Genomic DNA, 13,922 nt, shown 5'->3' with positions numbered 1-13,922 from the left:
TCATATCAGGAACTTGTTCGCACCTTCCTTAGTTTGCCATCCAGATGCATTAAACCCAAAGTATTTTGATGCAAAATCTATAGGGATCAACTACAGATTCGATCAAAATGATCTCTTCTTCGATAAAATTTGCAGCAAAAAACCTTATCCACTCACTGAAAACATCATCTTTCTTGGTCAAATACCAAGGGACAATAAATTCGAGATGCTGACACCGGTAGGCCAAACGGTGGATGATAACGGCGAAATCACTGATGATTACGTTATGGATGATTCTGCGTTGGCAATAAAGACAGAAGAGGGACTGGTGGTAGTCACAGGCTGTTCTCACGCGGGAATAGCTAACATTATCGAATATGCCAAACAGGTTATCGGAGAGAATCACATTGTGTCGGTCATTGGCGGATTCCATCTGCAAAATGCCGATGAAGATCGCCTCACGCAGACAGGGGATTATCTTAAAGCATTATCCCCAGATTCCCTCTATCCATGCCATTGTACCGATCTTGCGGCTAAGATTAGCCTGGCGCGTTTTATCAAAATCAACGAGGTCGGCGTTGGGCTAAAACTAGATTTTTCTGCCGCCGGGAAATGAATGCAAAAGAAGGTAGCCGGCACGCAGGAGAGCAAACGGCAGCAGCGGCAGCAACCAGGCTCGTTAAAATTCAGGTCAATATCTGAAAAATAACCATAGCCTGCACCAGCTGATCGAAATCAATACTCCCCTCTCGCCCCTCTTATATATAACCCGTTGACTCACAAAAAGGATGAAATGATGAAAATACGGGATATATCAATCAGTACCTGTCTGGCACTGTTATTAATGGGTTGCGTAGCTAAACCGCCAATGGCGACGGAAAGTGAAATGAAAGAGGCCGCCGCCTTTGCTTTTAATGTCGATGCTTCACAGGTGACAATTTCCGATGCGAAGCAGCAGGATGTGAAAACCAATTTTGTGGCCACCATCGGCAAAACCAGCCATCGATGCTATGTGACAAAAGCCGCCGAGCCGAAACTTTACGGGCTGATCCCACTGGGCGGCGGCAGTACCGTCTCGGATGCCATCTGTGCCGGCAGCAACCCGACGCCAGCGAGCAAAACCTGCGACGCCCTGTCGAAAAAAGCGGGCCGCTGCTGAGCCTTTGCGCAGGAGAAGGCCGCTGACTGCACACTTAGTCACTTTTCCTGCCGCTTTACCGCGGTCGCTTAATTCAGCGACCGCACCTGCTGATAAGAATTGAGCCGTTCACGCAGCGAAGTCAGCCAGGCATCTGGCTCCTGGCGGCAGATTTCGGTGAGGATCGGCGTCAGCACCAGTTCAGCTTCATGAAAGTCGGTCCACTCCGGCGGCTGCAGAGAAAAAGGATCGTTCATCAACCAGATCACCATCGGCGTCCAGGTGCGCGGGTCCAGTTGCAGATAATCCTGACAGCGCATCATATCGCGAGTCCGTACCTCATCGGGTGCGATATTCTTTCCCGCCGCGACGCTACTTATTGCCAGAATGATTATTCCTGCCATCAGACGTTTCCAACCCCATTTTCGCCAGAGGGCGCGCTTTTCTTTTGCCATTGTTATTATTTACCTGCCAGCTGTTGCCGGAGGGAATTCCGGGCTACTCACCATAAAAAGAGCAGATTAATCGTTTGCATTTTTTTTAACAGCAGACAGCGCTGAAGTCAGTGAACGCCTGTTCCTACAGCTGTCATCCAGATATGCAAATATATTCAACAAGCACTCATCCACAATATTTTCCCGGCCGAAAACGATTTGTGTTACAATTGCGCCTTATTACGGCACCGATAAAAATAACCTCCGCCGCACCTGCACCAGGCATCGCCCTTCTTTTTTCATATCAGGATTTACGCCCCCATGAATGCGATAATCATTGACGATCATCCATTGGCACGTATCGCCATTCGCAATCTTCTCGACACCAACGGCATTACCGTCGCGGCAGAACTCGACAGCGGCGCCCATGCGGTGCAGACCGCAGAAAGCATGCAGCCTGACCTGCTGATTGTCGATGTCGATATTCCGGAGCTCAGCGGCATCGACGTTCTGGAGCAGCTGCGCAAACGCCGTTACCGGGGAAAAATTATCGTCATTTCCGCGAAGAATGAACTGTTCTACGGCAAACGCAGCGCCGACTGCGGAGCAAATGGTTTTGTGAGTAAAAAAGAGGGAATGAATAATATCCTCGCCGCAATCGACGCAGCCAATAATGGCTACAGCTATTTCCCCTTTTCACTGGAACGCTTCTGCACCCACGGCATCACCGATCAGGACCGGCTGGATACGCTGTCAACGCAGGAGATGAAGGTGTTCCGCTATATTCTCAGCGGCGTCGACTACACCACCATCGGCAGCAAAATGAATATCAGCAATAAAACGGTAAGTACCTATAAGGTCCGTCTGATGGATAAATTAGGCTGCAGCACCCTGCTTGAGCTATATGACTTTGCGCAACGCAATAAAATAGGGTGATGGCATGGCGGTTCGTCTTATTTTATCCGTCGTTGTCGGGTTGGCGCTGAGTCTCTCTCCTGCCACGTATGCCATGAAACAGCTGGAGCTGAAGAGCCATTCTCATATCGCGGCGATCGATATCCCGCTTAGCGTTAAGGAGAAAGCCTGGCTTGCCGGACAACCGACGTTGACCATCGGCACCTGGCTTCCCGAAATGACACCCATCGTCTATGACGGCGACGAGAAAAGTTATCAGGGCATCAACGCCGACTATCTGGCACTGATGAAGCACAGCCTCGGACTGAAGGTGATTATCCGCCAGTATGACACCGAGCAGCAGGCGCTCACCGCCCTGGCCGACCGGCAGGTGGATACCCTGCTCACTCAGGTGGCGCACCGGGATGCGCTCGCCCCGGGCCTGGATCAATCCGCGCCGCTGCTTAAAACCTGGCCGACGCTGGTCACCTCGCTGAAATCCCCCCTGCCGCCGCTGACCACTGACCGCCGCGTTACGCTGGCCTGCACCCGCGAATGCGCCTTTTTCGATATTATTCAGCAGGCGTTTCCCAACGCCAAAATCACCCTTTACGATAGCGACTATCAGGCGCTTGCCTCGGTGGTCAGCGGTGAAAATCAGTATTTCATTGGCAACAACATCACCACTGGCCACTGTATCTCGAAGTATTTCTCGCAATCGTTGGTCATTGCGCACTATTTTCGTCAGCAGGAACAACACAACCGCTTCGTCACCCGCGACGATCGGCCGGAGTTACACCAGATCCTCGATCGTTTCATTCATGCCATCGACAGCGATACCGCGATGCGGATCATGCAAAACTGGCTCAACCGCGGCGATCTGTCGTTTCTCAATACCCCCCTCCCCTTTAGCGCCGAGGAGCAGCGCTGGCTGCAGAAGCATCGTCGCGTCCGCCTGCTGGTCAACCCCTACTTTCCGCCGTTTACCCTGGTGGATGACGAAGATGAGCTGCGCGGCATCATGGCCGATATGCTGAATATTTTCTCACTGCAGACCGGACTACAGTTTGAACCCATCCTGGTGCGCAATCGCCACGATCTGGCAAAGCGCATGGAAAAAGAGGACTGGGCGATCATGCCCGCCGCCGCCCTCAATTCGCAGCCGCAGGCCTACGTCACCCTCAGCGATCCGCTCATTAACGTGGCCTTTGTGCTGGTTGCTCGCGGCAGCGCGCCCGACCCGCATCTGCTGACGCGATCGGCGCGGATCGCCCTGCCGGTGGGGCCGATTGCCGCCCACGACCTGAAAACGCGCTTTCCACAGGTCAACTGGGTGGAGACAGATAACGTTGGTATCGCCATGAAGATGGTGGAAGAAGGCGAAGTGGATGCCGCCGTGGCCTCGGAGCTTTCCGCCCGCTATATGATCGATCACTACTATCCGCAGGGCCTGCACTACACCCGCATCGACGGACTCCCGGTCGCCGCCATTCGGCTGGCCATCCCGCGCGATGAACCGGTGCTGGCCGCCATTCTTGGCAAAGCGCTGCAGGCGATTCCACCACGGGATATTCTGCAGATGACCGAGAAGTGGTCGAAAATATCCAGCCAGCAAATCGAGAACTGGAGCCAGTACAGCCGCCAGTTTTACCAGCTGATCGCCTTTGCGCTGGTGCTGATCGCCATCAGCCTCGGCTGGGGACTCTCCCTGTGCCGGGAAGTACGCAAACGCAAAGACTCCCAACAGCGGCTGGAAGACGAGCTGGCGCAGAAGGAGGCGCTCTCCTGTGCGCTGGAGCACGAGAAAGATAAAGCCGTTCAGGCGACAAAAGCGAAGAGTCGCTTTCTGGCCAGCATGAGCCACGAGCTGCGCACGCCGGTGAGCGCCATCGTCGGCTTTCTGGAGCTGCTGGCGAAACCGGAGCTGAACGTCGGCCAGCGTAAAGAGGCGATCGAGCTGGCGGGGTCGACGGCGCAAACCCTGCTGGGACTTATCGGTAATATTCTCGATATCGACAAGATTGAGTCGGGAAAATACCAGATCACCCCGCAGTGGAGCGATGTCGCACAGTTAGTGTCGCAGCAATGCCACACCTTCGACGCGCTGGCGCAGCAAAAGGGCATCGTTCTGCACCACCATAACGCGCTGCAGGAAGGGATCATGCTGTGGCTCGACCCGCAGGCGCTACGGCAAATCCTCAATAATCTCATCGGCAATGCGCTGAAGTTTACCGCCGAGGGTGCGATTCAGGTCAGTTGCCGGCTGGTGCAGGCGGATGAGACGCAGGGGGAGCTGACCCTCACCGTCAGCGACAGCGGCTGCGGGATCAGTGAAGCAGAGCAGGCCACCCTCTTCCACCGCTATGCTCAGGCGCGCCAGGGGCGCCAGCAGACCGGCTCCGGACTGGGGCTGGTCATTTGCAAAGAGCTGGTTGCGCTGATGCAGGGTCGACTGGAGATGGTCAGTCACCCGGGGGTGGGGACAACTTTCACCATCACCCTGCCGGTCAAGGCGAGTCACTGCGCGCTTCATGCGCCGCAGGCATTGCCCACCAGGCCGCAGGCCCTGCCCGGGCTGGCGATATTGATAGCGGACGACCACCCCACCAACCGGCTGCTGCTTAAACGCCAGCTCAGCACCATCGGCTATAGCGTCGATGAAGCCTGCGACGGTGAAGAGGCGGAGAATAAGCTCGCCAGCAAACATTACGATCTGCTGATCACGGACCTCAATATGCCCAGGAAAGATGGTCTGGCGCTGGCAGCCTCGTTACGCCGTCGCTATCCGGGCCTGGTCATTTGGGGCGTGACCGCCAGCGCGCTGCCGCAGTCACGGGAGGCGTGTCTGGCCAGCGGCATGAATATGTGTCTGTTTAAGCCGGTGTCGGTTCAGACGCTGAGCCATGAGCTCAGCCGTTTAGCGGAGGGCCGCGCATCACCTAACGTCACCCGGCACCTGAAGCTCAACGTGCTGACCGAAAATACGGGGGGAGACCAGGCGCTGATGACTGAAATACTGGAGACGTTCCGCGATGCGTCGGCCACAGATTTGCAGGCCGCCGGACAGGCTATCGTCCGGCATGAACCGCAGACCTTTCTGCGAGCGCTGCACCGTCTGCACGGTTCAGCACAAATTCTGGGGATTACTGCGCTACAACAATTGTGCGCCCCTTTTGAGGCTAAGCGACCTGATTCGCTGACGCCGGCAAGCTGTCTGGAGGTGGTACAGCACATCACCGGCGTCATGCGCGAGATCGACGGCGAAATCAACGCCCTGATCGGCCGCTAGCCGTTCCGCTCGGGCAGTCCGCCTGCCCGAGCGTTAAGGGGACATCCATGTCAGTTTCTTCCTCTGCGCTCTATCAGGATGGAACGAGGATCAGTTGCCTGCCACCAGCATCTCGCTATCCACCACAATGCCCTCTTCAGCGCCCTTCAGCACCAGATTCGCTTCGTAATACTTCCCGGCTTTCAGCAGTTTTTGCGCCTGCGCCACCGCTTTACGGGTCTGGTTGAGCGGCATCAGATACTGGTTCTCGATCACGCCGATGCCGGCCAGACGCAGGGTATCGATAGCCCCTTTCTGGTCACCTTTCGCCAGCTTTTCGTTGGCAGATTTAATGGCACTCTCTTTTTCCGGTGTGGCCACGTAGTCTTCAGACAGGGCGACGGTCGCGTTGATCACCACATAGCGATCGGCGATCATTTTTGCTGTGGCGTCAGTTTTCACGAACTTCGCCCAGCTGGCGTCATCGGCGGCCAGCAGCGCGGCGGCGTCGTCTGTCAGTTTTTTGGCGCTCTCCGGCTGGCCGTGGAACAGCGCCAGACGGGCGAACTGGACGTCGCGCATCGCGTTCGCGCCCTGCACCGCCACCTGCAGCACATCGGCAGCTTCTTTCTGTACCTGCGCCGTGGCTGCCGCGGTTGGCGCTGCCGTCGCGCTGTCTGCCGCCCACACCGGAGAGGTACCCATCATGGTTGCCAGCAGGCTAGCCAGAATGACTTTTTTCATTGTTAACTCCTGATTAAAATCGGTAAGCATCACCAAACGCAGCCAGCTTAAAAAATATCGTGGTTATTGAGAATCAGAGCCCGGAAGCGATATTGCGGGCCTGGTCTGACAGCTGTCAGACCAGGCGTATAAAGTGACCTCGGCGCTCTTATTTACGCCTGGCGATACCGCGGCCTACTATTTTTCTCAGACATTTTTTTTGGCCCGCGGAATAAACCATACGTTTATTTCAGCGCCAGGCCGCCTACCGGGATCTGCGGAGCAATTATGTTTATGTTTAGCCATTACACTTTAAATGCGTTTAGTCCACGCATCTTCTTACGATATAAACGGCATGCCGGCATGATGGCCGCCCTGCTGTTTATCTGCGGGGCCTGTTGCCTGGCCTGGCCGTTGGTCGCCGGTTGGTATCTCGCCGTGGTAACCGGCATGTTGTTGATGATCTGTGGCTTCTATTCACTGTACAGCTTGATTGTCTTCCGCCAGCAGCACTGGAAATCACGCCTGGTGGCGCTGATCTTCGCCATCGCCTGGATCGTGCTCGGCCTGAGCTTTGTCGTCAATCCCCTCAACGGTATGAGCAGTCTGGCCATTTTATTTGGCTTTTTATTTGTTCTCGGCGGTATTTCCCGCATCGTCAGCGGATGTCAAACCCGAAAACAAAGCGGCGCTGGCTGGAATATTTTTATTGGCCTGCTGGATTTACTTATCGCCTGTCTGTGGCTGGCAATGAACCCGCAGCAAAGCTGGTTATTTATCACCGCATTTATCGGCGTTGAAATGATATTTAGCGCCATCGGCTTTCTGGTCCTGCGCAATAAGATGAAGCACGCCCAGGCTTAAGCCGTATTTTATCACTGGAGAAGAAAATGAATTTACCTAAAGCACTCGTGTTGACCGCGGCGGCCACCACATTCTGTCTGATGACCAGCCCGGCGTTCGCGGTTCAGGAAACCACACCGCAGAATATGACCTGTCAGGAGTTTATGGATATGAACCCGAAAAGCATGACCCCCGTGGCCTTCTGGGTCGTGAATCGCAACACCGACTTCAGCGGCGGCGACTATGTCGACTGGCATGAAGTCGAAACCGTCTCGGTACCGAAAATGCTGCAGGAGTGCCACAAGACCCCCGCCGCTAAACTCGGCGATCTCAGCGCGGTCATCAAAAAATAACCCTGCTCCCCGGCATCAGGCCGGGGAAACCCGCCGCGCTGCGGCGGGTCCCGCTTTACTCATCGATACCGCATTCGCACGGCAGATGGCGGCCGATAAGCTTGCGATACAAAAACGCCCCGATAATCGCCCCCACCACCGGCGCCAGCAGCGGCACCCAAAAGTAGGGTATCGACTGCCCGCCGGTAAAGGCGATCGCGCCCCAGCCGGCCAGACTGGTAAACAGTTTTGGGCCGAAGTCGCGCGCCGGATTCAGTGCAAAGCCGGTTAGCGGCCCCATCGACGCGCCGATCACGGCGATCAGCAAGCCAATCAGCAACGGCGCCAGCGGCCCGCGCGGAATTCCGTTGCCGTCGTCGGTCAGGGCCATGATCATCGCCATCAGGATTGCCGTGATGGTGGTCTCCACGGCAAACGCCTGTATAAAAGTGATATGTGAATGCGGGTACGTGGAAAAGACCCCGGCCAGGTTAAGGCTGGCGGCAGTGCCGCGCACGATATGCTGACTCTGTTCAAGATCGAGAAACAGCTGGCGATAGAGCCCATACACCAGCGCGGCGGCGCAGAAGGCCCCGGCCGTCTGGGCAACAATAAACGGCAGCACCTTGCGGCGTTCAAAACAGGCGAACAGCCACAGGGCAATGGTCACCGCCGGATTAAGGTGCGCGCCGGAGACACCGGCCGTCAGGTAGATGGCCATGGCGACGCCAAGGCCCCAGATAATACTGATCTCCCACTGACCAAAGCTGGCCCCGGCGACCCGCAGCGCAGCGACGCAGCCCGCGCCGAAGAAAATGAGCAATCCGGTGCCAAGAAACTCGGCCACGCACTGCCCGGTTAAGGTAGAAGTCTGGTTCATTATCGGCATCCTGAAATAGCACGTTAAAGAGAGAGGCTGGCGCGAGCGCCCGTTTAATTCGCCTGACCGGCCAGTACCAGCCCGGTGGCGACCGCATTGCGCGGCCCTTCTGTTCCCCGAATATTGCCCTGCCCGGCGACCACGCCATAGTGCGACAAGGCTTCCGTGATAAGCTGCGGGATCTCAAAGTCCAGCGATGAGCCGCCCACCAGCACCACAAAGGCGATATCGCGAATGGAACCGCCGGGTGAGACCTGGCGCAGCGCGCGCAGGCAGTTGGTGACAAACACTTTCTCTTTCGCCTGCCGGCGCACGAGACGAATTTTTTCCAGCGGGCTGGCGTTATCGATCGGCACCAGTTCGCCCTCCCTGATGTACACCACTTTGGCGAACACCGCCGGGCTGAGGGCTTCCCGAAAGAACTCCACCGCGCCATTCTCATGACGAATACTGAACAGGCTTTCCACTTTGGCCAGCGGGTATTTTTTAATCGCTTCCGCCAGCGAAAGATCCTCGAGGCCTAACTCGGTTTTAATCAACAGGCTGACCATATTCCCCGCCCCGGCGAGATGGACCGCCGTTATCTGCCCCTCCGCGTTGACGATCGCCGCATCCGTCGAGCCGGCACCGAGGTCGAGGATCGCCAGCGGCGCCGCACAGCCGGGAGTGGTTAACGCCCCGGCGATGGCCATGTTGGCCTCCACGCCGCCCACCACCACCTCGGTCTGCAGTCGGGCGCTCAGTTCGCGGGCGATAACCTGCATTTGCAGGCGATCCGCTTTCACCATCGCCGCCATCCCGACGGCATTCTCCATGGCGCACTCGCCGGCCATCCCGCCCTGCACCTTGCGCGGAATAAACGTATCCACTGCCAGCAGATCCTGGATATATATCGCGCTCATCTCATGGCCGGTCAGGGACGCCATTACCTTGCGCACCCGCTCAAGCATGCCGCCGGCGTGGGTGCCCGGTTCGCCGCGGATATCGCGTACCGGAGCGCAGGCGCTCATCGCCTGCATGATGGCTTCCGCGCCCTCGGCGACATCGGCCTCTCCGCGGCGCTTTTCGCCGCTAATGTAGAGGTTGCCCGCCGGGATCACCCGCGACTGTACGTCCCCCTGCGGGGTCTTGAGCACCACCGCTGAACGGTTGCCAATCAGGGCGCGGGCGATGGGGACGATGGCCTGGGTCTCTTCCGGGCTTAGCCCGAAGAAGGTGGCGATCCCGTAGGGATTCGACAGGATCCGCACCACCTGGCCCGGCGCAGCCACTTCCACCGCCGCCATCACCCCCTCGGGGACCTGCTCCAGCAGCGTCACTTCATCCACCACCGGCAGGGTTTTACGTAGGCGGTTGTTCACCAGCACGCCGTCGTCCTTTTTGAGGATCGCCGCCACCACGTTGATCCCCCGGTCGAGCGCCTCATTGAGCCACCACACGGCGTCAAGGAAATCGACGGCGTCGTCAATCAGTACGATCCACCCCTCGGCATACTGCGCCGCCGGCAGCGTCGCCAGCCGCCCGAGGGCGATAGTCGTCCCCACGCCAACGCCCACCCCGCCCGGAGTCTGCGGGTTATGACCGATCATGGTCGATTCGGTGATAATGGTCTCGGTGATGGTTTCCATCGCCACATCGCCAATCACCGGCGCGGCTTCGTTAAGATAGATGCGAGAGACATCGCTCATCGACCACGGTGTTTTCGCCAGGGCCTGCTCCAGCGCGGCGAGGGTCCCGGCGATATTGTCCCGCGTCCCTTTCATGCCCGTCGTCGCGACGATCCCGCTGGCAACAAACGCCCTCGCCTGCGGGTCGTCGGACGCCAGCGCCACCTCAGTGGTGGCGTTGCCGATATCAATCCCGGCTATTAACGGCATGCTGACCTCCGCTTAGCTTCCTTTACGCAGCTTATGCCGCTGCTGATACACTTCCGCCGACTCCCGGACAAAGGCGGCATTCACTGTCGCATGCCAGGTGTGCTCCAGCTCGTCGGCGATCGCCAGCAGCTCCGCCTGCGAGGAGCGGAACGGGCGCAGCGCGTTATAGATAGCCAGAATGCGCTCGTCAGGAATGGCGATAAGCTCCGCCGCGCGGCGAAAATTGCGCGCCACCGCATGGCGCTGCATCTGCTCGGCAATCTGCGCCTGGTACTCAAGGGTCTGGCGGGAGATCCGCACATCCTGCGGGCCCACCTCGCCAGAGAGCACCTTCTCGAGGGTAATATCGGTCAATGGTTTGCCGGTAGGCGTCAGGATATGCTCCGGGCAGCGGGTGGCTAACGGATAATCCTGCACGCGCATGGTTTTCTCGCTCATGGTCACTCCCTTACTAAGTCGACGTGCAGGGTGACGGGCTCGGCGTCCTGCACCATATGTTTGGTCTCTTTGATATGAAATAGCGCGGCTTTGGCCATAAATTTCGGCCGCACCATCTGATCGTTCACCACCGGCACCGGCGAAGGTGACTCTTTGCGCGCATAGCGCGCGGCGTTTTTGCCAATCTGCCGGTAGGTCTCCAGCCTCAGCAGCGGCGCCTGGGAGAACAGCTCCAGGTTGCTGAGCGGCAGCAGATCGCGCTGATGGATGACCGTGGTCCCCTTCGACTGGATACCGATGCCGATCCCCGAGCCGCTCAGGTTGGCCGCATCCCAGGCCATAAAGGAGACGTCGGACGTGCGCAGAATGCGCACCACCCGGGCGTGAAGCCCCTCTTCTTCCACCCCGGCAATCAGCTCTTTGAGGATCGCGCCATGGGGCATATCGATCAGCGTGTGATGCTGGTGTTTATCGAAGGCAGGGCCGACGCCGATCACCACTTCATCGGCACGTTCATCGGCAGAAGCCACCCCGCCCTCGCGGGTTTTCAGGGTAAAAGAGGGCTGAATTTGGGTTGTCTGTTGCACAGGAATACCGCCTTATTCAATGGTGTCAGGCTGAACCACGCCCGGAATATTTTTGATCTCCGCCCAGCGTTCGGCAGAGATGCGATAGCCGGTGCCCGGCCCCTGATAGTCATTGATGTCGTTGACCGCGCTCACCACCTCGAATTGCCGATCGAGAATGGCCGAGGTCTGCAGGTAATCGCCGGTGACCCGCTGGCGCAGCATATTGAGAATATTGCTGGCGATATCCTCAAAGCCGCTGCGGCTCAGCGCGCCGACAATATCGAGGCCGGTGATGTTGCGCTTCATCATCTCTTCCACCGCGCTCAGATCCTCCACCACGTTACGCGGCGGCATCTCGTTGCTGCCGTGCGCGTAGGTGGCGGCCTCCACCTCCTCGTCGGCGATCGGCGGCAGCCCCAGCTCGCGGAAAACCGCCTGGATCGCCCGCGCCGCTTTCTGGCGAATGGCAATGGTTTCCGCCTCGGTCACCGGACGCAGGCCGCCGTCAACCATCAGGTCACGCTGCAGGATGTTGTAATCATCAAAATCTTCCGCATCGAAGTTCGAGCCGGCGAACATGTTGTCGTAGTTCGGCACCGCGCTGTAGCCGGAGAAAATAAAGTCGGTGCCCGGCAACATCTGCATCAGGGTGCGCGCGGTGCGGCGAATATCCGAGTGGGAGAAAGTCTGGTCGTTGGCGGACGCCACTTCGAGGTCGAGCATAGAGGCAATCAGGTTTTCCGCCAGCACCGCCCGAATGCCCGACGGCACAGCACCGGTCATGCCGATACAGCTCACCGCGCCGTTTTGCAGTCCCTGAACCCCGGCGCCTTTGGTAATGAAGATGCAGCGCGATTCGAGGTAGAGCATCGACTTGCTCTCCGAATAGCCCATCAGCGCTTCGGATCCGGTGCCGGAGGTGTAGCGCATTTTCAACCCGCGGGAGGCGTAGGCCGAGGCGAGGAACGCCTTTGACCACGGCGTATCATCGCCGTCGGTAAATACCGCCTCGGTGCCGTAGACCGACACCGTCTCGGCGTAGCTGGTTAAGCCACGCATGCCCAGCTCCAGCTCGGTGGCCTCTTCCACCGAGCACTGCGTCAACACGCCGGGGCGGCCGCACTGCGAACCGACCAACAGCGCCAGGGCGTTAAACGGCGCGTAGCGCGCGATACCGACCGTGGTCTCCTGTTCTGAGAAGCCGCGGATCCCGGCCTCGGCGGCGTCAGCGGCAATCTGCACCGGATTATCTTTGAGATTGGTGACGTGGCACTGGTTGGAGGGGGTCCGGCGGGCACGCATCTTCTGCAGCGCCATCATCATCTCCACCACGTTCATCTGCGCCATCACCTCGACCGCTTTGGCCGGCGTGATGGCGGTAGTGATGGCAATGATCTCCTCCCGGCTGACGTGAATATCCACCAGCATGCGGGCTATTTCCACCGCCTCCAGGCGCATTGCCTGCTCTGTGCGCTCAACGTTGATCGCGTAATCGGCGATAAACCGGTCGATCATGTCAAACTGGTCCCGGCGTTTGCCGTCCAGTTCGACGATCAGACCGTTGTCCACTTTTACTGAAGAGACAGGGTCAAAGGGGCTGTCCATGGCGATCAGCCCCTCTTCAGGCCACTCGCCAATCAGCCCGTCCTGATTGACGGGGCGCTGGGCCAGTACTGCAAATCGTTTTGATCTTTTCATTGTTCATCGGCTCAAAAGGTGAAATCCGCAGACGGTAGCGAATACGCCGGGCCAGCGTCGTTGCCGCCCGGCCATTACCGGCAATAGCGGAACTTTAAATGAGCCAGTGGTGAAAAAAATAAATTTAATTTCGTTTCAATTTGGCACACGAAATCTACCGACAGTTTCACTATGAAACTTTACTCCGGCGGCAAAAATAAAAAATGTGATCGCCCGCAATGATGTAAATCAATTAATAAAAAACGCCCTTAATTACGTTTTGCCGACGCTATTTTAACCCTATTGACTAAATCATGGCGGGCGACAAAATAACGCTGACAAAAATAAAGCAAGCCAACCGAATGGTAATGGTTTTTTACTATCACCCCCTACTGACTATTCGCGCCAGCGTTATCCTGGTGCGGGAGAGAATGATGAACAAGAGCCAACAAGTTCAGACAATCACCCTGGCCGCCGCCCAGCAAATGGCGGCGGCGGTGGAAAAAAAAGCCACTGAGATCAAGGTGGCGGTGGTGTTTTCCGTGGTTGACCGCGGAGGCAACACGCTGCTTATCCAGCGGATGGACGAGGCCTTCGTCTCCAGCTGCGATATTTCCCTGAATAAAGCCTGGAGCGCCTGCAGCCTGAAGCAAGGTACCCATGAAATTACGTCAGCGGTCCAGCCAGGACAATCTCTGTATGGTCTTCAGCTAACCAACCAACAGCGAATTATTATTTTTGGCGGCGGCCTGCCAGTTATTTTTAATGAGCAGGTAATTGGCGCCGTCGGCGTTAGCGGAGGTACGGTCGAGCAGGATAAATTATTAGCCCAGTGCGCCCTGGATTGTTTTTCCGCATTATAACCTGAAG

General features: G+C 57.5%; 14 protein-coding genes. 7 read left to right on the top strand and 7 right to left on the bottom strand.

Annotated features, from left to right (window positions below; genetic code table 11):
* Both HMPREF3096_RS13200 and HMPREF3096_RS13195 read left to right on the top strand, forming a co-directional pair.
* Positions 1–595: MBL fold metallo-hydrolase (locus HMPREF3096_RS13200; protein WP_070544505.1), on the top strand; the 595-nt coding region annotated here is incomplete at its 5' end.
* 270 nt (positions 596–865) lie between these two features.
* Positions 866–1,138: a hypothetical protein gene (locus HMPREF3096_RS13195; protein ID WP_032691249.1), complete on the top strand. Its 273-nt coding sequence runs from the start codon at positions 866–868 to the stop codon at positions 1,136–1,138.
* A 68-nt stretch (positions 1,139–1,206) separates the two neighbouring features.
* Here the strand turns inward: HMPREF3096_RS13195 and HMPREF3096_RS13190 are convergent, their stop codons facing one another.
* Positions 1,207–1,572, bottom strand: coding sequence for an HdeA/HdeB family chaperone (locus HMPREF3096_RS13190; RefSeq protein WP_162494467.1), 366 nt, complete (start codon positions 1,570–1,572; stop codon positions 1,207–1,209).
* A gap of 300 nt (positions 1,573–1,872) precedes the next feature.
* Between HMPREF3096_RS13190 and evgA the strand changes: the two genes are divergently transcribed.
* Together evgA and HMPREF3096_RS13180 are read left to right on the top strand one after the other, a co-directional pair.
* Positions 1,873–2,487 (top strand): acid-sensing system DNA-binding response regulator EvgA, encoded by a 615-nt coding sequence (evgA, locus tag HMPREF3096_RS13185; RefSeq protein ID WP_008806546.1) that lies wholly within the window; start codon positions 1,873–1,875, stop codon positions 2,485–2,487.
* Between the two features lie 4 nt (positions 2,488–2,491).
* Positions 2,492–5,734: an ATP-binding protein gene (locus tag HMPREF3096_RS13180; protein WP_032731278.1), complete on the top strand. Its 3,243-nt coding sequence runs from the start codon at positions 2,492–2,494 to the stop codon at positions 5,732–5,734.
* A gap of 90 nt (positions 5,735–5,824) precedes the next feature.
* On the opposite strand, the gene HMPREF3096_RS13175 is transcribed toward HMPREF3096_RS13180, so the two are convergent.
* The gene (locus HMPREF3096_RS13175) at positions 5,825–6,487 is read right to left on the bottom strand and encodes a YfdX family protein (RefSeq protein WP_162493302.1); all 663 of its coding nucleotides are present in this window, start codon (positions 6,485–6,487) and stop codon (positions 5,825–5,827) included.
* Positions 6,488–6,724: 237 nt separating this feature from the next.
* Between HMPREF3096_RS13175 and HMPREF3096_RS13170 the strand changes: the two genes are divergently transcribed.
* Both HMPREF3096_RS13170 and hdeB read left to right on the top strand, forming a co-directional pair.
* A complete protein-coding gene (locus HMPREF3096_RS13170) occupies positions 6,725–7,300 on the top strand; it encodes an HdeD family acid-resistance protein (protein ID WP_012540525.1) in 576 nt (191 codons plus the stop codon).
* A 26-nt stretch (positions 7,301–7,326) separates the two neighbouring features.
* Positions 7,327–7,632 carry an acid-activated periplasmic chaperone HdeB gene (gene hdeB / locus HMPREF3096_RS13165; protein ID WP_070544504.1) on the top strand — a complete coding sequence of 102 codons (306 nt, stop codon included), beginning with the start codon at positions 7,327–7,329 and terminating at the stop codon, positions 7,630–7,632.
* 55 nt (positions 7,633–7,687) lie between these two features.
* Here the strand turns inward: hdeB and HMPREF3096_RS13160 are convergent, their stop codons facing one another.
* From HMPREF3096_RS13160 to HMPREF3096_RS13140, 5 genes are read right to left on the bottom strand one after another with little or no spacing between them, the layout of a single operon-like run.
* Positions 7,688–8,491 carry an MIP/aquaporin family protein gene (locus tag HMPREF3096_RS13160; protein WP_012540523.1) on the bottom strand — a complete coding sequence of 268 codons (804 nt, stop codon included), beginning with the start codon at positions 8,489–8,491 and terminating at the stop codon, positions 7,688–7,690.
* A gap of 53 nt (positions 8,492–8,544) precedes the next feature.
* Complete coding sequence (locus HMPREF3096_RS13155) at positions 8,545–10,368, bottom strand: diol dehydratase reactivase subunit alpha (RefSeq protein WP_008806552.1); 1,824 nt, start codon at positions 10,366–10,368, stop codon at positions 8,545–8,547.
* A gap of 12 nt (positions 10,369–10,380) precedes the next feature.
* Positions 10,381–10,806 (bottom strand): glycerol dehydratase small subunit DhaB3, encoded by a 426-nt coding sequence (locus tag HMPREF3096_RS13150; RefSeq protein WP_002917670.1) that lies wholly within the window; start codon positions 10,804–10,806, stop codon positions 10,381–10,383.
* Positions 10,807–10,808: 2 nt separating this feature from the next.
* Positions 10,809–11,393 (bottom strand): propanediol/glycerol family dehydratase medium subunit, encoded by a 585-nt coding sequence (locus tag HMPREF3096_RS13145; protein ID WP_070544503.1) that lies wholly within the window; start codon positions 11,391–11,393, stop codon positions 10,809–10,811.
* A gap of 12 nt (positions 11,394–11,405) precedes the next feature.
* Positions 11,406–13,073: a propanediol/glycerol family dehydratase large subunit gene (locus tag HMPREF3096_RS13140; protein WP_002917676.1), complete on the bottom strand. Its 1,668-nt coding sequence runs from the start codon at positions 13,071–13,073 to the stop codon at positions 11,406–11,408.
* Positions 13,074–13,486: 413 nt separating this feature from the next.
* Here HMPREF3096_RS13140 and HMPREF3096_RS13135 point away from each other — a divergent pair, with 413 nt between their 5' ends.
* A complete protein-coding gene (locus HMPREF3096_RS13135; protein WP_022065621.1) occupies positions 13,487–13,915 on the top strand; it encodes a GlcG/HbpS family heme-binding protein in 429 nt (142 codons plus the stop codon).
* Positions 13,916–13,922: the final 7 nt, after the last annotated feature.

It is taken from the genome of Klebsiella sp. HMSC25G12, assembly GCF_001807705.1.
Taxonomy (GTDB): domain Bacteria; phylum Pseudomonadota; class Gammaproteobacteria; order Enterobacterales; family Enterobacteriaceae; genus Klebsiella; species Klebsiella variicola.
Note: the sequence above shows the minus strand (reverse complement) of the source record. Positions and strands in the feature narration are given on the sequence as shown.